Origin of the sequence: Pseudomonas sp. GM80, assembly GCF_000282515.1 — a bacterium.
Taxonomy (GTDB): domain Bacteria; phylum Pseudomonadota; class Gammaproteobacteria; order Pseudomonadales; family Pseudomonadaceae; genus Aquipseudomonas.
Window position 1 is genome coordinate 1 of sequence record NZ_AKJD01000135.1, and the last position, 18,203, is coordinate 18,203.

Consider the following 18,203-nt stretch of genomic DNA (forward strand, 5'->3'; position numbering starts at 1 on the left):
TGATCCTCAAGCCTGAGGGTTGATCCAAGGCGCTGCAAAACCTGTGGGAGCGGGCTTGCCCGCGATGAGGCCGTCACTTTCAGCATCTTTGGTGACTGACACGCCGCCATCGCTGGCAAGCCAGCTCCCACAGGGATCTTCGGTGATCTGAAGCTCACCAACGCATGCGCACACCCAGGCTGCCAATCAGGCCATTCAAATCGTTGTCGTCGACATCGCTGCTGTAATCGGCACTCACGTACAGACTCACCGAGGGTGTCATCCGCGCCACCAGTCCCAGGCCCAATTCAACGGTCGACGACTTGCGACTGCTGCTGATCTTGTCGACCTGATCGAGCGTCACCGTATTGCCGGTGTACACCGTGTGCCAGAGGTTGGTGCGCACGTACGGTTCGACCGGCAAACCGTTCAAATCATAACTACCTTTCAACCGCGCGCCGACACGACCACTCCAGGCGGTCAGGTCTGTTGATGAGGCATTCCCCGATCCGGCATACGGCGTGTCTAGGGTGATGCGCTGGTTGATCAGTTGCGCCTGCGGTTCCACCACCCAATTTTCACTCAAGCCAATCGGAAAACCGCCTTCCACCGAAAAGGTCAGTGCGCTGCCTTCAGTGGCTTGCCGTGCGCCTTGCTCGTTGCGGCTGAAGCCACTGACGCGGCCACCGCTGGCGGACAGGTCGACGTGCCAGCCTTGCGCGCCGGTCAGGCTGTAATAGGCGCCGAGGCTCTGCCCTTGCAGGTTGAGGGTGTCGGTGGTCGGATCGGTTTGGGCGCGACTGGTGAGCAGGCCGTTGCCGTTGGCTTGAATCTGGTTGAGGCCGCCGATCAGGCCGATGGTCTGGGTATGACCGCTGCCACTTTGCAGAGTCAGGATCGCCGGACCTTTGAAGTCGCCACTGCCAGGCATCGCAAAACCCGAGGACAACACATCGTTTTGCGCCTGACGGGCAGGGCGTCCGTAGAGCTGATCCCAGGCATTCGGTGCGAGGTCTTCAGTGATCAGGTTGGCGCCACGCACGTCCGGCCGTGAGCTGAAGCGTTGCTGATCGGGAGTGATGACGGTCGCTGGCAAGGTCATGACCGGTACGTCCGCGCGATACCACGGCGTGGTTTCATCCGCCGCAGGACCGGCCTGCGCCTCCATGGATGAGCACAGCAAGATAGAGCTCGACACTGTGCAGAACGTGATTTTGATCTCGTGTGGGGTAATTGAAATTCTCATGGAGGTCTACCTTGCAAGCGCATGCATTCTCTCTGTGTGGCGTCTCTCCTACCCCGAACGAGGGGCGACCGAATGGAGCGGGGCGAACCGTGGCCGCTCGATTTCGCGAGTGTCCGAAGGCTCGCCCCGGGCAGTGATTCCGGGGGTAGTAAGGTAGAGATAAGAAGAGTCGCGCGCGCTCGTCAAGAAATTGAACGATGAGCGGTAGTAGCAAAACGGGGTTTGCAAGCGTTTGTTTTTCTGCACATAACTAAGTGGTTGTTTGTATGGAATATCGAAGGAAAGCCTCGCCATACGGAGGTTTTATTGCCGACGGAAGGTCTGCGAGCAGATGCAGACCCCCATATGGCCGGTCTCTCCGTGTAGGGCGATGCTGTCAATATTTCGTCCAGGCAATCGCATGATTACAGATGAACTTCAACCGCCAGCGGCAGGTGATCGGAGAGATGCGTCCACGGCTTGTTGCCGAGGATACGTGGGTCGTGGCTGCTGGCATTGCGCAAGTAGATGCGGTCCAGTCGCAGCAAGGGGAAACGTGCCGGGTAGGTCTTGGCCGGGCGACCGTGATGGCGTTCGAACGCTTCGTGCAAATAGTCACGGCGGGAGAGGGCCGCATTGCCCTGCAACTGCCAGTCGTTGAAGTCGCCGGCGATGATCACCGGGGCATCGTCCGGCAGGGATTCGAGCAATTGGCAGAGCAGTTGCAGCTGCAACTGGCGATGGCTTTCGAGCAGGCTCAAGTGTACGCAGATCGCGTGGACCTCGGCATGCCCCGGTACGTCCAGCACACAGTGCAGCAGGCCGCGGCGTTCGGGGCCGGTGATCGACACGTCGAGATTACGGTATTCGCGAATCGGGTATTTCGACAGCAGGGCATTGCCGTGGTGACCGTTGGGGTACACGGCGTTGCGTCCGTAAGCGAAATCGCTCCACATACTGTCGGCGAGGAACTCGTACTGCGAGGTTTGCGGCCATTCGTTGTAACGGCTCGAATGACGTTCGTGCTCACCCACCACCTCTTGCAGAAACACCAGGTCGGCGGACGTGCTGCGCACGGCTTCGCGCAGTTCCGGCAAGATGAAACGCCGGTTGAGCGCGGTGAAACCCTTGTGCGTATTGACCGTCAGCACGCGCAGGCGATGAATGCCGGGCGCATCGTTAAGTTGACGCTTGGGATCGCTGGACACGTGCACTCCTCTGAATCTGTCTGCTTATTCATGCGACTGATGCAGAGGCCCAGCAGTTCCTTTTCATACCCATCCGTGTAGGAGCTGCCGAAGGCTGCGATCTTTTGATCTTGTTTTTAGCAGCCAACTTCAAAAGATCGTCCGATCGCGGCCCGAGCCTTCGGCAGCTCCTACAGGGGGCTGTTGTTTTTTTAGAGGAAGACGATTTCGTAGGGCTGGCGCATGCGTTCGAGCACCATCGGCGACAGTTTGGCTGCAAGGCCCAGTGCCGGTTCGTCGCTGAGCTGGCTGGCGTAGGCATGGGTGGCGTGGCTTTTGCGCGCGACGGTCCAGGTGTCGAGGCGAATTTTGCGGGCGCGCTCCCAGGGGATCAACTTGTGCTCGCGCTCCGGCCAGTGCCAGGCCCAGATCGGCACATCGTGAAAGGTCGCCCCGGTCAGTTCCGCCGCTCTGGCGCTGGCTCGTCCGACGGCTTCATGGTCGTTGTTGCCATCACCACGCCAAGTGCTGAACACCACGTCGCCGGGGCGCAAGTAACGGCTGATGAATTCAGTCAGTTGCGTTTCCTGATCCATCAGGCCGCTGTCGTTGAAACCACCGCGCACCCATTTCAGGCTGTGCATGGGCAGGCCCAGACGGCGCAGGGCTTCGACGCTTTCCTGGGGGCGAAACACGCTCAGGCGTTTTTCCGACCATTGCCGCGAACCGGGATGGCTGGCGCTGCCGTCGGTGATCGAGAGCAATTGCAGGGGATGGCCGAGGTTGGCGAGTAACTGCAGCAGGCCGCCGGATGTCACCACTTCATCGCCGGGGTGCGGGGCAATGACCACGGCGCGCGCACCGGGCGGGACCAGACTGCGGGTATTGATGACGGGAATGTTGTCGAGTTGCGGGGCGCTGTTCCATATCTGCGCTGGCTGCCCGCTTTCGCTGAGGGATAACAGTTTCATGGGTGCGACGTCCTTGTAGTGTCTCGCCCTCAGTCGCGCACGCAGACATAAAAAGCCGCTGGTCGACCCGTGAAGGCAGGTTGATTGCCGTACGACGCTCCGAACCCTGGATTGCCGCGCAGCAGAGTATTGCTCAAGAAGCGCTGTTCGTCTCGTGACAGATTAGCCTGATCTGGTTTTTTTTCTCAAAGCTGTGCCAGTTGTCGCAGATAATCGCCAAATCCGCCGCGTGCGCGGCTGTCCAGACGGGCGCTGGTGTGGACCTGCGGGCGATGGCTCCAGGCAATGTTGGCGCCGGACAGCTCCAGCTCACGCACCAGTTGCACGTCTTCATCGCACGCCAGCGGTTGAAAACCGCCGGCCCAGCGGTAGGCATCGGCGCTGATGCCCAGGTTTGCACCGTGGATATGCCGGTGCCCGTCACAGCCGCGATACTGGCTCTGATAGCGGATCTGCGCGGCCTGATCGAGCGATTCATGCCAGTGTTCCACCGTCACGGTGCCGCATACCGCGTCAGCGCCGAGCCCGAGTTGCGCCACCAGCCAGTCGTCGGCCACGCGGCTGTCGGCGTCCGAGCAGGCGATCCAGCGTGCGCCGCGCTCCAGCAGCAGACGCGCACCGGCAGCGCGGGCCTGGCCGACGTTGCGCGCCTCGATCTGCAGGTTCAGCACCGGATAACGGCCGACGATGTGCGCCGAGCGATCGGTGCAGCTGTCCAGCACTACCAGCACTTCGACCGGTTCGCCGGCGAGCAAGGCGTGCTTGCTGGCGCGCAGCGCGGCGCTCAGGCATTCGTCGAGCAAGTCTTCTTCGTTGTGCGCCGGGATCAGAATGCCGATCATCGCAAGCCCTCCAGTGCGGCGACCGAACGTGGTTCACGGCTCCAGACCTCAAGTATGAAGTCCGCCTCCTGATGCAGCACCAGACGCGGCAGTTGCAGTTGCTCGTGAATCAAATCGTGAACCTGCCGCGCATTCAGCGGGCAGTCATCAATCGGCGGGCGCCAGTGGCAAGCGAGCAATTGGCCGTCGGCGGTCAGGGAATGGCTGATGTGACGGATAACGGCTGTCAGATCCTGGCTATCGAGGTAGTAGCCGATTTCGCTAAATACAATCAGGTCGAATTTTTCCTCCGGCCAGTCACCCGGCAGGCGGTTTTGCCGTACCTCGGCATGGTCAAACACGCTCAAACGGGTTTGCGCCAGACGCACGGCGGCACTGGCGGTGTCGCAGCACAACAGGCGGTCGCAACGGCGGGCCAGTTCAGCGCTCAACTCACCGTTGGCGCAGCCGGGTTCGAAAATCGATCGATAGTGCGGGCGAGGCAGAGCGGCGAGGGTGATGGCGCGTTTGCGCTGCTCGTACCAGCGCTCGCGGAAGGCCCAGGGGTCATCGTTGCCGGCGAACAGGCCGTCGAAATAGCGATCCTCGACACTCATAAAAACACCACTTCGAAAGGCTGCAGCAAGCGGTCGATCACGTAAGGCGCGAGCACCGGGGCGAGTCCCGCTTGCGCGTCGCCCTCCAGTTGGCTGGCAAAGGCGTGCACCGCGTGGCGTTTGCGCGCGACTTGCGCCGGCGTCAGCAGAATCTTGCGCGCTCGCTGCCACGGCACGACGGCGTCTTCAGGCGTCGCCCAGTGCCACGTCCACACCGGCAACTCATGGCAGATGGCACCGACCCGGCGCGCCGCTTCGGCACTGGCGCGGCCGACGGCTTCGTGGTCGCAATGGCCATCCTCGCGCCAAGTGGTAAACACCACGTCGTTGGCGCGCAGATGCTGTTCGATGAACGCGCTCAGTTGTTGTTCCTGAGCCGCCACCTGAGTGTCGGTGAAACCACCGCGCAGCCACTTCAAACGGTGCATCGGCAGACCGAGGCGGCGCAGGGCTTCGGCGGATTCTTGTGGACGGATCACGCTCAAGCGTTCGACCGGCCAGCGTTCGGAGCCGGGATGACTGGCGCTGCCGTCGGTGACCGAGATCAATTGCAAGTCGCGCCCGGCAGCGGCAAGCAACTGCAGCAGACCTCCGCAACCGAGCACTTCATCGTCCGGATGGGGGGCAACAATCACGGCTCGCGCACCTGGGGGCACCAGGCTGAGAATGTCGATACTTTGCAACTCTGCCAGATGCCGCGAGGCCTGCCATTGATGCAAAGACGTGCCTTGGCCGACGATCGGATTGGCTTTCATAGCGACCAGACCTCATCGGGTTGACGGGCAATCAGTTGACCGAGGGTGGCGAGGTCGCGCTCGGCATGGCTTTGCCGCAGGAACACCGGCAGGTCGGCGATCAAATGAGCGAAGTGACGATCCTTGCAATACGGCCCGGCGCCCAGCGCGCGACCGACTTCGCGGATCACCTGCTCAGCGGATTGCTCGACGACAGCACGAGCGCGTCGGGCGAGCAGTTCGGCGTTGTCTTCGGGGTGCGCATCGATGTGCAAGGCGCTGAAGCGCAGCACGTCAGCCGCCGCTTGCAAGGCCGTGTCGACTGCGCCGAGGTGGGCGAGGGCATGCGGCTCTTCACGTTGCGCACATTGCTGGCGCAGCGAATCGGCAATCCGCCGTGCGGCGCCGTACCAGCACGCGGCAATGCCGACGCCGCCCTGCCAGAAACCCGGACGTTGCAAGTAATCGCCAGGATTGCCGATGGCTTGGCCTTCGGCGCCATCGAACACCACTTCAACACTGCCGGTGGCGCCCATGCCTACGGCTTGCCAGCCTTGATCGGTGATGGTCACGCCCGGTTGATCGAGTGCCACCGCCACCAGTTGTTGCTGATCATCGGCGTCCCAAGCGGTCAGCAAGGCATGACTGAGCACCCCGGCGCCGGAGCACCAAGCCTTGCGCCCGTTCAGTGCGACCATGTGCCCGGCGGGACTGACCTTGACTCGTGCCTGCGGCGGTTCTGCAGCCCACATGCCCCAGGTGCTGCCGGGCGTCGGCGAGCCACCGAGTTGTTCGATGATCGCCAACGCATCGGTATGGCCTTCGTAGAGTTTGCACAACCCCAGATCATGCCCGGCGACATCGGCCAGACGCTGGAAACGCTCCAGCGTCAGGCCGCTACCGGGCAACGGCAAACGATCATGCCCGGCCTCGACCATCGCCCGCAGACAGGCGCCGAGGGTCGCCGTGTCGGGATAATCCGGCGTGCGGCGAGCGAGATAGTTTTGCAGGTCCATATCAATCTTCTTCTTCGTGTTGCAGTTCGAACAGCAACAGCGAACGGCCGGTCACCGAGTATTCATGGCCGAAGTCAAAACGCTCCTGACCACGGATCGACGGTTGATTGGTATCGATCATGCACGTCCAGAAACCACCGTCCGGCACCTCCGGCAAGGTGAAGTTGACGATGTCGTGGTGCGCGTTGACCACCAGCAACAGAGTCGCATCGCCACCTTTGCGGCGAATGCCGGTTTCCTGCGCGCGGCCATCGAGCAGCATGCCCAGGCAACGGTTGTGCGCATCGTGCCAGTGCTCGGTGGTCATCTCGGTGGCGTCCGGCGCCAGCCAGGTGACGTCCTTGACGCCGATGTCCTCGTTGTACTCGCCGACGAGAAAACGACCGCGACGCAGAATCGGGTAAGCCAGACGCAACTTGATCAGGCGTTTGACGAATTTCAGCAGCGCCTTGCCGTCTTCGCTCAGGTCCCAATTGACCCAGCCGATCTCGCTGTCCTGGCAATAAGCGTTGTTGTTACCGTCCTGGGTGCGGGCGAATTCGTCACCGGCGACGATCATCGGCGTGCCTTGGGACAACAGTAGCGTGGCGAAGAAGTTGCGCATCTGCCGATGGCGCAGTTCGTTGATTTCCGGGTCGTCGGTCGGGCCTTCGACGCCGTGGTTCCACGACAGATTGTTATTGCTGCCGTCCTGATTGTTCTCGTCGTTGGCTTCGTTGTGCTTGTCGTTGTACGAGACCAGATCGTTGAGGGTGAAACCGTCGTGGGCGGTGATGAAATTCACCGACGAATACGGCCGCCGTCCACGCTGATTGAACATCTCGCCAGAAGCGGTCATGCGGCTGGCGAAGTCGGCAACCTGGCCGTCATCCCCTTTCCAGAAGGCCCGCACGGTGTCGCGAAACTTGTCGTTCCATTCGACCCAGCCCGGTGGGAAGTTGCCGACCTGATAGCCACCGGGGCCGCAGTCCCACGGCTCGGCGATCATTTTCACCTGACGCAGCACCGGGTCCTGACGGCAGGCCACGAGGAAGCTGTGACGTTCGTCGAAGCCATCGTGATAACGGCCAAGAATAGTCGCCAGGTCGAAGCGGAAACCGTCGACGTGCATTTCCGTGGCCCAGTAACGCAGCGAGTCGGTGACCATTTGCAGTACGCATGGATGGCTCAGATCCAGCGTGTTGCCGGTGCCGGAATCGTTGATGTAGAAGCGTTTGTCGTCAGGCATCAAGCGGTAGTAGGACGCGTTGTCGATGCCGCGCATCGACAGGGTCGGGCCTTGCTCGTTGCCCTCGGCGGTGTGGTTGTAGACCACGTCGAGGATTACTTCGAGATTGGCCTCGTGCAGGTGCGCGACCATTTCCTTGAACTCGGCGATCTTGCCGCTGGCCAGATAACGCGGGTCCGGGGCGAAAAACGCGATGCTGTTGTAACCCCAGTAATTGGTCATGCCCTTGTGCAGCAGGTGCTGGTCGTTGACGAAGGCGTGGATCGGCAACAACTCGACCGACGAAACGCCGACGCTGCGAATGTGCTTGAGCACGTCGTCATTCATCAGACCGGCGAAAGTACCTCGCACGTTTTCCGGCACCGAGGGGTGACGCATGCTGATGCCGCGTACGTGAGTTTCGTAAATGATGGTTTTGTCCCACGGCACACTGACACGCTGGTCGTTGCCCCAGGTGTGCGCCGGGTCGATGACTTTGCACTTGGGCACGAATGGCGCGCTGTCGCGTTCGTCGAAACTGAGGTCGGCGTCGGGGTGGCCGATGGTGTAGCCGAACAGCGCTTCCGACCACTTCAGCTCGCCGACCAGTTGCTTGGCGTAGGGGTCGATGAGCAATTTGTTGTGGTTGAAACGGTGCCCGTTCGCCGGGTCATACGGGCCGTAGACACGGTAGCCGTAGATCAGCCCCGGGTGCGCATCAGGCAGGTAGCCGTGGTAGATCTCGTCGGTGTATTCCGGCAGTTCGATGCGTTCGAGTTCGACTTCGCCGGCATCGTCGAAGATGCACAATTCGACCTTGGTGGCGTTGGCGGAGAACAGGGCAAAGTTCACCCCCAGACCATCCCAGGTCGCACCGAGCGGGAAGGGCAGGCCTTCACGAATTCTCGAAGGCTCGGCGTGCGCGGTGGGTTCGGCTTTTTTTGGACGGGTCATGATTGCTCCTGCAAAAAACGGGGACAGTTCAGTTGAAACCGATTCCCGGTAGGAGCGAGATTTTGTGGCGAGGGGATTTATCCCCGTTCGGCTGCACAGCAGTCGCAAAACCATTGCACGCGGTATGTCTGACACTCCGCAAGTGCAGCATTTGGGGCTGCTTCGCAACCCAACGGGGATAAATCCCCTCGCCACAAAAATCCATTCACCACAGAAGCCGGTTTAAACAAGGGATTTGCGTATTTCTTGAGGACGAACGCGCCCTCGGTGGCGAGCAAGCCCGCCACACATTCATTCAGTTCAATAGTCCGGTTTAGCGTCAGGTCGCCTAAGGCTTGCGCGGCGCTCTCGGCTTTTTCTCGGCGGGTTTTTCACCCGGTGGAATCACCTTGGCAGCGCTGGCCGGTTTGGCTTTGGCCGGCGGTTTTGGTTTGGCGGCCGGTGCTTTCGGCTCGGCTGTCTTGCCAGCGGCTTTACTGCCCGCAGCCTTCGGTGGTTTTTTCGGTGCCAAGGCTTCTGCTTCAGCCAGTTTGCGGGCCATCTCCCAATGGCGCGCTTCCTGACCTTCTGGCTGACCTTCGGACTCCCAGATCTGATAGGCGAATTCGCGGATGCGTTTATCGTCGGTGCTCATCGCAATGCTCCTGAACTGAACTCGTGCTTACGTTAAGTGTTGGATAAAGAGATTGACCGGGACATCCCCCAGCGCGTCGCTGATATTCAGCTCCCTGTTTTTTGTGACTGCGCGGCTTGAAAAAAGTCCCTTCAGGTTTGCGTCAGAGGCGGCGAACGGTAAAACCGCCCGCGTATCGCCCCAGCGCAGCGCATCGACCTGAGGTACAGCACCGTTTTCCAGCAGCGTGGCGCAACGGATCGGCACGATCACGATGGCCTGTTTCCCCTCGTGTTCGCGGGCAAACGCGAGCACGTTGTGCGCCTGATCGCCCAGCACCTCCAAGGCCTGGTACGAGCCATGGCGGAACAGCCCAGCATGCTCGGCACGCAGGTTCAGCACCTCGGCGATCAAGGCCTGCTTGATACGCCCGTCACGCCAGTTCGCCAGCAGCTGCGCAGGTGGCAGAGGCGCCTGCAAGGACTGCGCGCGCGCGGCGTAATCCACCGGCCGGCGGTTGTCCGGATCGACCAGGCTGAAATCCCAATACTCGTTGCCCTGATACAGATCCGGCACCCCCGGCACAGTCATGCGCAGCAAGGTTTGCGCCAAGCCATTGAGCGCGCCGGCAGCGGCGATGCTGTTGACGGTCTTGGCCAGTGCGGCGCGCAGCAGTTCACCGTCGGCGCCGGTCAGGAGTTTTTCGGTGAAGGCCTGGGTGGCGTTTTCATAGGCCTCGTTCGGCGCGCTCCAGCTGCTTTGCAGCTTGGCCTCACGCAGGGCTTTCTGTTGCCATTGCCAGATGCGCTTGGCGTAATCGACGAAACCGCCCTGATCATCGTCGCGCAGATCCAGCGGCCAACTGCCGAGCAAAGCTTGATAGAGGATCAGCTCATCACCCGCCGACGGTACCTGGTCATCAACGCGAACCGGGCGGGCGAGGGCGCGCCACAATTCGATCTGCTCGGCGTACCAGTGGCTGCGTTCGCTGAGCACCGCCAGGCGCGCGCGGGTGTCTTCGCCGCGCTTGTGATCGTGGGTCGCGGTGGCCAGCAGGTTGTCCGGGAATTCGGCGAGACGTCGCTGATTGACCGCGTGGAAATCACTGACCGGCGCGCTGAACTGTTCGGTGTTGTAACCCACATCATTGCGCGACAGCAGCACCGCCGAGCGATACAGCGCAGTGTCTTCCACGGCTTTCGCGGCGGCCGGTGAGGTCAATTGTTGAAAACGTACGCAAGCGTGCTTGAGGATTTTCCGCGAGCGGCCACGCGGTTTGCGCCGCCACGGTGTGCCACCGAGCCAGGCCGCGACGCAGTCGAGTACCGGCCAGTCGGCTTCGCTGAGGGTTTGCCGGGCACCGTCCATGGCGTGCTGGAAAAACACCTCGTCCTGCGCCGAACGACCCATTGCACCGATGTAAGTGCGATAGACCGGGAAATGCACGATCAGCGCCTGCAACACCCGGCGGATCGCACCGAGGGTCAAGTCGCGGGTCATCAGGTCGTCGCGAGCCACTTGCAGCAAGGCCTGCGCCACGCTTTCGCAGTCGCTGGCCAGCGAGCCGTTGAGGATCTGCCGACGCGCCAATTGCGCTTCTTCGATGAACGCGGCGGGCCGTTCGGTGCGCCGTTGCCACAGGTCACCGAGGACGTATTCGCCGTCGGGATAATGCTGCAACAGCGACAATTGATTCATGAATTCATAACCGGTGGTGCCGTCCACCGCCCAATCGCGGTGCAGGGTTTCACCGGCGCCGAGGATCTTCTCGACGTAGATCGGCAAGTGTCGGTCTGGCGCGATCAGGTCAAGGCGTCGACGCAATTTGCGGCAGTAACCGCGCGGGTCGGCGAGGCCGTCGATATGGTCGATGCGCAAGCCGTCGACCAGCCCTTCGGCGATCAACTGGAAGATTTTGCCGTGCGTTGCTTCGAACACTGCCGGACGCTCGACGCGTAAACCGCCGAGTTCATTGATGTCGAAAAAGCGCCGCCAGTTGATGTCATCGGCAGCGGTGCGCCAGCTGGCCAGGCGATAGCTTTGTCGCTCCAGTAGCTGATGCAGCGATTGGAAGCCTTCTTCAGTGGTCGAGTCGAAATTTTTCAGGTTGTTTTGAAGCGCTTCGAGAACCTGCGGATCGCTTGCCAGTTGCCGCAGCTCTTCCTTCAAGGGGATCGCCAGCGAATGCGCATCGGTCTGGTAGCTGAGGGTGCTGAAGCGATCGGCCAAAGACTTGAGCGCCTCCTCGGGTTTGAGGATGTCACCGTAATCGCTTGGGCAGATCGGGAAATGGTGGTCGTAATGCTCGACGTAGAAGCTGCCTTTTTCTGCATTGAAATGCAGCTTCAGCGTGCCTTCCTGCAACGCCACACCGTAGTCGCTGCCTAGAAAGGGCAGCAACAACTGGCCTTCCATCAACGGATCCGGCGAGTGCCACTGAATGTCGAAAAATTCGCCATAAGGGCTCAGTCGTCCCCATTCGAGCAGGTCAAGCCACCACGGATTGTCGTTGCCGCCCACGGCCATGTGGTTGGAAACGATGTCGAGGATCAGCCCCATGCCGTGCTCGCGCAGGGTGCTGACTAAATTTCGCAGCGCCGCTTCGCCACCGAGTTCCGGATTGACCTGGGTCGGGTCGACCACATCGTAGCCGTGCATCGAGCCGGCCCGCGCCGCGAGCAGCGGCGAGGCGTATATGTGGCTGATACCCAATTGGGCAAAATACGGCACCAACGGTACCGCTTGTTCGAGGGTGAACCCTTTATGAAATTGCAGGCGCAACGTCGCGCGCAGTGGCTGGATGAGCGTTTGGTTCATTGGTCACGCTCGGCAGCCTGAAGCCTTGCGCAGGCGAGCAATTCCAGACGGCGCGCTGCATCGGCGTCATCGAGCAAGGCTTCGCTGGTACCGGGCAAACGTCGCGACCAGTTCGGGTGCGTGTCGATGGTGCCCGGGAAATTGGCTTGCTCGTTGATGCCCAACGCGTCTTCGATTGGCAGCAGCACCAGTGGCGCGCGGGTGTGGCCGAGGAAACGCACGGCGGCATCGACCACTTGATCGGCCTCGTGGGATTCCTCGCGAAAGTTCTGCGGGTCCTGACTCAAGGCGCTGCGCAGACCTTCGCGCTCACGCTGGCGATGGTGGCGCCATTCGATTTCACCGTTGGCGTCGACAAAACCCAGCCGCGCATTCCAGTCGATGTCGCGACCGTGCCACCAGCCATTGATCGTCGGCAGATCATGGGTGCTGGTGGTCGCCAGCGCGTTGTCCGGCCAGTCGAGGATCGGTTTGAAATGGGTGTTGTCCTGTTCGAACAGCAACACGCGCATGCCAAGCATCGAGCGGGCGATGAGCTTCTCGCGCAGACCGTCTGGTACGGTGCCGAGGTCTTCGCCGAGGACGATGGCCTGGTGACGATGGGATTCGAGCGTCAGCAAACGCAGCAAATCGTCGACCGGGTAATACAGATAGGCGCCATCCGCCGGGGCGGAGCCGTTAGGAATCACCCACAAGCGTTGCAGGCCCATGACATGGTCAATACGCAAGCCGCCGGCATGGGCGAAGTTGGCACGGAGCATGTCGATGAATGCGCGGAAACCATTGCGGATCAGACCTTCCGGGGAGAACGCGGAAATCCCCCAGCCTTGCCCGGAGCGGTTGAGAATGTCCGGCGGCGCACCGACGGTCAGCGAGGCGAGCAGCTCATCCTGAAAACTCCAGGCCTGACTGCCGGCGCCATCGGCCCCGACCGCCAGGTCGGCGATCAGGCCAATGCCCATGCCCGCGCTGCGAGCGGCGGTCTGTGCGCGCTCCAGGCAGCGGTGAATCAGCCATTGGCAAAAAGCGAAGTAACCGATGCGCTCGGCGTATTCCTCGGCGAACGCTGCCAGCGCCGCGCCGCGCGGGTCGTGCCAGTGCTCCGGCCATTGACGCCAGTCGAGATTTTCCCCGCGCGCGGCGCGCATTTCCTGAATCGCTTCGAAGCGGCAGTGATTCTCCAGCGCTTCGCCGCCCGCGTGACGGAAACTGGCAAAGTCCGGGTGCAGCGGATGATCGCCGGCGACGAAGCCTTCATACAGCGCTTGCAGCAGTTTCTGCTTGGCCTCGGCGGCGGCTGGCCAGTCGATCAGTTTCAGGTCTTCCAGTTGCGCAAATTGGGCGGCCAGACCTGCCGCGTCGATGGCATCGCGCAACGCCCGTTCGCCGAGGATCGCGCCGGGCGCGGCGTACAGCGAATTGAGAAACAAGCGACTGGACGGCGAATACGGGCTGTAGCGCCCGGTATCAGCGCTGAACATTGCGTGCAGCGGGCTGATCGCCAGCGCCTCGGCGCCACGCTCACCGGCCACACGAGCCAGTTCTTCCAGCGCCTGAGTGTCGCCAAAACCGCCATCGCCAGGGCGACGCAACGAATACAACTGCACGCTGAGGCCCCAGGCACGGGGGATCGGGTTGTCCACCGCGTCGCCAACGCTGAAGCAGCGCTCCGGCGCCACGGCCAGGGTGAAATATTGATCGGCGATGTGTACCTGCTGATAACCGACCGGAACCAGGCCGGGCAACATCGCTTCGTTGTCGAGTTTGAGGTTCAGTCGCGAACCGTCTTCGAGGTGGATTTCACAAGGCGTCTCAGGGGCGAAGTAGCGCGCCAGATCGAGGCTGACGCCGACGTCGCTGGTCAGCAGCGGCGGCAGGTGGCGATCCTGTTGCACTTCTTGCAGTTGCAGCAGGCTGGCGTCGATTTCCTGCGCCGTGCTGGCTGGGTGGCCGAGTCCGATGAGGACATTGCGCAGCACCGCCGGGGCGACTTTTTGCGGGCGGCCGTTGGCGTCGATCCAGTCGACGGCGAGGCCGGCTCGGCTGGCCAGAATTTCCAGTTGCGCATCGCTCATAGGCGCTCTCCATCCAGAGGTTGCAAAGGGGTTGCGGCCGTGAGGCTGACAAGCGCGCAATACGCGGGCAGTTCGCCCGACTCCGACAGATCGGCGCTGGGCGGCTGTTGAAACAGCCACACGGTTTCGGTCTGTGGAGGGTTGACCACTGGCGTGTCGCTGAGGTTCAGGTCAATTCGCAGCTCACTGCCATTGCCCAGGCGCCAGCGCGCACTGACCGCGCCAAACCCGAGCATATGGGCGCCGAGCGCTTGCGTGCCGGACAGATGGGGGATGATGTATTGATGGCGAAATTGCAGCAGTTTTTGGTACAGCGCGAGGGTTTCCTGCTGTTTCACGCTGCCATTGCCAATCAACCTCGGCTGAGAGGCGTGGAAGGTTTTTTCGCCATTCGGATCAGGAATCTGTTCACGCTTGTGCGGGTCGGTGAAAGCGCTGAACGCCGCGAATTCATTGCGGCGGCCCTCGCGCACCAGTTCGGCTAATTCACCGTGGTGACTGGTGAAAAACAGGAACGGCTGTTCGGCGGCGAATTCGTCGCCCATGAACATCAGCGGAATCATCGGTGACAGCAGCAACAATACCGTCGCTGCCTGCACGGCGCGTGGATCGGCCAGCTGATGCAGACGCTCGCCGAACGCGCGGTTGCCGATCTGATCGTGGTTTTGCAGGAACAGCACAAACGCGGTGGACGGCAAGTGTTCACTGGGCTCGCCGCGAGGTTCGCCATGACGGGTGATGTGGCCCTGGAACACAAAGCCCTGACTCAGGCAGCGCACCAGTTGTTCGGTGGGTTGCGCGGCATAGTCGGCGTAATAGGCGTCGGTTTCACCGGTGAGCAGTACGTGCAGGGCGTTGTGGCCGTCGTCGTTCCACTGCGCGTCGTAGTCGTATTCGAGCAGGCTGGACTGGTTGAGTTCGTTTTCCACAGTCAGCCAGACATGCCGATTCGGGTCGATTTGCGCGCGGATGCGCTGGGCCATCTCGGTGAGGAAATCCGGGTCTTCGATGGCATGCACCGCATCGAGGCGCAGACCGTCGAAGCGGTATTCGAGCAACCACATCAGGGCGTTTTCGATAAAGAATTCGCGCACTTCATCGCGGCGAAAATCGATCGCCGCGCCCCACGGCGTGTGTTTGTCTTCGCGGAAAAAGCCTTTGGCGTAACGGTGCAGGTAATTGCCGTCGGGGCCGAAGTGGTTGTAGACCACGTCGAGAATCACCGCGAGGCCGTGGCCGTGGGCACTGTCGATCAGGTGTTTGAGTTGTTCCGGGGTGCCGTAAGAGGCTTGCGGTGCGTAAGGCAAGACGCCGTCGTAGCCCCAATTGCGGTCGCCGGGGAACTGCGCCAGTGGCATCAGTTCGATGGCGGTGATGCCCAGACCGGCGAGGCGCGCCAGGTGTTGTTCGACTTCGGCAAAACCCCCGAGCGCTCCGACGTGCAACTCGTAGATCACCGCTTCGCTCCACGGCCGACCGTGCCAGGCACTGTGTCGCCATTGATAGGCCAGCGGATCAACCACCACGCTGTGGCGGTTGAGGTCGCCATCCTGCGCTCTGGAGGCCGGGTCGGGCACCTCCAGTTCACCATCGATGTTGTAGCGGTAACGCGTGCCCGCCGGACAGCGAGCCTTGATCACGAACCAGCCGTCTGCCTGCGGCAGCATTGGCAGCGACTGGCCGTCTTCCAGTTCGACGCTGACGTAAAACGCATCCGGTGCCCACAACGCAAATTGCGTGTGCTCGGCATCCAGCATGATCGCGCCGTGTGGCCAGGTTTCAGTAGACCGTAACGGCATCGTTGACCTCCCTGTTACTTGTGAATTGCTTTACCCAAGGCCTTGGCCACCAGTTGTTCATAGAGTTCGGCGTACGGTTCGACCGCTTTGCACCAATTGAACGGCGCGGCCATTGCCCGGCAACGCATGGCATTGAGCAGTTCAGGATAGGCGAAGACTTTGAACGCGCGGCTCAGGGCTTCTTGATAGCTTTCGGCGGTGGATTCGTCGAAAAGGAACCCGGTGATGCCGTTTTCAATGGTGTCAGCCAGCCCGCCGGTGTTGCGCGCGACCGGCAGCGAGCCGAACCGCTGGGCGTACATCTGACTCAACCCGCAGGGTTCGTAACGCGACGGCATCAACAGGAAATCGCTGCCGGCGAACATGCGGCGGGCGTCGGTTTCATTGAAGCCGATGCGCACGCCGATCTGACCGGGGAAGCGCAGCGCCAGGTCGCGCATGGCTTGTTCTTCTTCCGGCTCGCCGCGACCGATGATCGCGATCTGGCCACCGTTCTGCACGATGTATTCAGAGACGGCTTGAGTCAGATCGAGGCCTTTCTGATAAACCAGCCGGGAAACCACGGCGAACAGCGGACCATCCGAGTCATTCAGTTCGAACAGTTCGCGGACATGGGCGGCGTTGACGGCTTTGCCTTCCCAGTCGCCAATGGCGAACGGTGCGAACAGGTGTGGATCAGTAGCAGCGTCCCAGCTCTCGTCGATACCGTTAGGGATACCGCTGAGCAAACCTTGCTGGGTCTTGGCGGCGAGGAAACCGTCGAGGCCGCAGCCGAAATCCGGGGTGGTGATTTCCTGCGCGTAAGTCGCGCTGACCGTGGTGATGTGGCTCGAATAGGCCATGCCGGCCTTGAGGAACGACATCTTGCCGTAAAATTCCATGCCTTCCTGTTGCAGGGCATGGTTGGGAATGCCCAGCTCTGGGCACGAGCCGAGGCTGGTCACTCCTTGATAAGCAAGGTTGTGAATGGTGAACAGGGTTGGCGTGCGCTGCCCGCGCCAGTGCATGTACGCCGGGGCCAGGCCTGCTGGCCAGTCATGGGCGTGCACCAGATCCGGGCACCAGTGGATTTGTGCAAGATTGGCGGCGATGTCGGCAGCGGCCAGACCGAGGCGGGCGAAGCGAATATGGTTGTCCGGCCAGTCACGGCCATTGTTGGCACCGTAGGGCGAGCCTTCGCGCTCGTAGAGTTCAGGGCAGATCAACACGTAGATCACCAGGCCGTCGGGCATGTCCATGCGACCGATTTTGCACGGTGGCAGCGCAGCATGGCCGCCGAGTTCACCGATGATGTGGATCGGGTTCTCGCTGTGCATCACTTGCGGGTAACCGGGGATCAGCACGCGCACATCGTGCAGGTGCGCCATGGCGCGGGGCAGGGCGGCAGACACGTCACCCAGGCCGCCGGTTTTCACCAGATCGGCGATTTCCGAGGTCACGAACAACACTTTCTTCTTGTTGGGATTCTGGCTCGCTACCGGAGTCAGCGTCTTGGTGCCGGGGACGTTGATCTGTCGGCTGCCGGGAACGCTGATGGTGCTCGCTTCGCCAACCGCCTGCTGAGCACGCTCTCCCTGAATATCCAATGCCGCACTGATCATATGAATCTCCCGTGTTGTTGATCTGATTCTTCTCTCTTTCCCTGTAGGCGCTGCCGCAGGCTGCGATCTTTTGATCGTTTAAAAGCAAAGATCGCAGCCTGCGGCAGCTCCTACATGAATTACGCGAGCGCAATCGCGCTACGCATCGGTGAGCAAACGCTACCCAACACGCGCAAGCAGAATGGGTGATTGGGCTATTGCAAGGATTGCACCAGCCACTTTGGCCCTACCTTTCAGATGACCCGCCGCTTCGTGCAAAAGTTTCGAGTTTTTTTCCGCAAGATGACCGGCAGGTCGAACCCTGAAAAATCCAGTCTAGGCCAGATCCTAGAGCGGGCCAGAGCAAATGGGTAAATTGTTCGACAATCGGTTTGCCGTTAACGGCAACTTGGCTTTTGGAGGGCAAACGCACCGACGAAGTGCAGTTTTTTTTGCGAGGAAGGGCCAAAACGGTGACTGGTCGGTCACGATTCTGTGCTAGCGAGGAGTGCAGTCGCACTGTTGTGGTGCGAACACATTGTTGATGGAGTGACTCTTGAACCCTGTAGGAGCTGCCGATCGCGGCCCGAGCCTTCGGCAGCTCCTAC

13 protein-coding genes are annotated in these 18,203 nt (G+C 61.3%); all 13 read right to left on the minus strand.

From position 1 onward, the window contains the following. Positions 1-154: 154 nt before the first annotated feature. A complete protein-coding gene (locus tag PMI37_RS19665; protein WP_008084132.1) occupies positions 155-1,225 on the minus strand; it encodes an autotransporter domain-containing protein in 1,071 nt (356 codons plus the stop codon). Between the two features lie 404 nt (positions 1,226-1,629). Then, on the minus strand, positions 1,630-2,412 hold the full coding sequence (locus PMI37_RS19670; RefSeq protein ID WP_008084138.1) for an endonuclease/exonuclease/phosphatase family protein: 783 nt from the start codon (positions 2,410-2,412) through the stop codon (positions 1,630-1,632). Between the two features lie 191 nt (positions 2,413-2,603). Further along, positions 2,604-3,362, minus strand: coding sequence for a PIG-L deacetylase family protein (locus PMI37_RS19675; protein WP_008084139.1), 759 nt, complete (start codon positions 3,360-3,362; stop codon positions 2,604-2,606). 185 nt (positions 3,363-3,547) lie between these two features. Then, positions 3,548-4,204: a glycosyltransferase gene (locus PMI37_RS19680; RefSeq protein ID WP_008084142.1), complete on the minus strand. Its 657-nt coding sequence runs from the start codon at positions 4,202-4,204 to the stop codon at positions 3,548-3,550. Further along, positions 4,201-4,800: an SAM-dependent methyltransferase gene (locus PMI37_RS19685; RefSeq protein ID WP_008084143.1), complete on the minus strand. Its 600-nt coding sequence runs from the start codon at positions 4,798-4,800 to the stop codon at positions 4,201-4,203. The genes PMI37_RS19680 and PMI37_RS19685 overlap by 4 nt, the downstream gene beginning before the upstream one ends. After that, positions 4,797-5,555: a PIG-L deacetylase family protein gene (locus PMI37_RS19690; protein ID WP_008084146.1), complete on the minus strand. Its 759-nt coding sequence runs from the start codon at positions 5,553-5,555 to the stop codon at positions 4,797-4,799. Before PMI37_RS19690 ends, PMI37_RS19685 begins: the two co-directional genes overlap by 4 nt. Next, entirely contained in the window at positions 5,552-6,550 is a 999-nt protein-coding gene (locus tag PMI37_RS19695) for a hypothetical protein (RefSeq protein ID WP_008084147.1), read from the minus strand. The genes PMI37_RS19690 and PMI37_RS19695 overlap by 4 nt, the downstream gene beginning before the upstream one ends. A 1-nt stretch (position 6,551) precedes the next feature. Next, the gene (gene glgX, locus PMI37_RS19700) at positions 6,552-8,711 is read right to left on the minus strand and encodes a glycogen debranching protein GlgX (RefSeq protein WP_008084148.1); all 2,160 of its coding nucleotides are present in this window, start codon (positions 8,709-8,711) and stop codon (positions 6,552-6,554) included. 328 nt (positions 8,712-9,039) lie between these two features. Beyond that, the gene (locus PMI37_RS19705; RefSeq protein ID WP_008084149.1) at positions 9,040-9,345 is read right to left on the minus strand and encodes a DUF2934 domain-containing protein; all 306 of its coding nucleotides are present in this window, start codon (positions 9,343-9,345) and stop codon (positions 9,040-9,042) included. 27 nt (positions 9,346-9,372) lie between these two features. Further along, positions 9,373-12,141 carry a malto-oligosyltrehalose synthase gene (locus tag PMI37_RS19710; protein WP_008084150.1) on the minus strand — a complete coding sequence of 923 codons (2,769 nt, stop codon included), beginning with the start codon at positions 12,139-12,141 and terminating at the stop codon, positions 9,373-9,375. Further along, a complete protein-coding gene (gene malQ, locus PMI37_RS19715) occupies positions 12,138-14,216 on the minus strand; it encodes a 4-alpha-glucanotransferase (protein WP_008084151.1) in 2,079 nt (692 codons plus the stop codon). Before malQ ends, PMI37_RS19710 begins: the two co-directional genes overlap by 4 nt. Further along, positions 14,213-16,015, minus strand: a complete 1,803-nt coding sequence (gene treZ, locus PMI37_RS19720; RefSeq protein ID WP_008084152.1) for a malto-oligosyltrehalose trehalohydrolase — start codon at positions 16,013-16,015, stop codon at positions 14,213-14,215. The genes malQ and treZ overlap by 4 nt, the downstream gene beginning before the upstream one ends. A 14-nt stretch (positions 16,016-16,029) precedes the next feature. Continuing rightward, positions 16,030-17,616 carry a glycogen synthase GlgA gene (gene glgA, locus PMI37_RS19725; protein WP_008084153.1) on the minus strand — a complete coding sequence of 529 codons (1,587 nt, stop codon included), beginning with the start codon at positions 17,614-17,616 and terminating at the stop codon, positions 16,030-16,032. Positions 17,617-18,203: the final 587 nt, after the last annotated feature.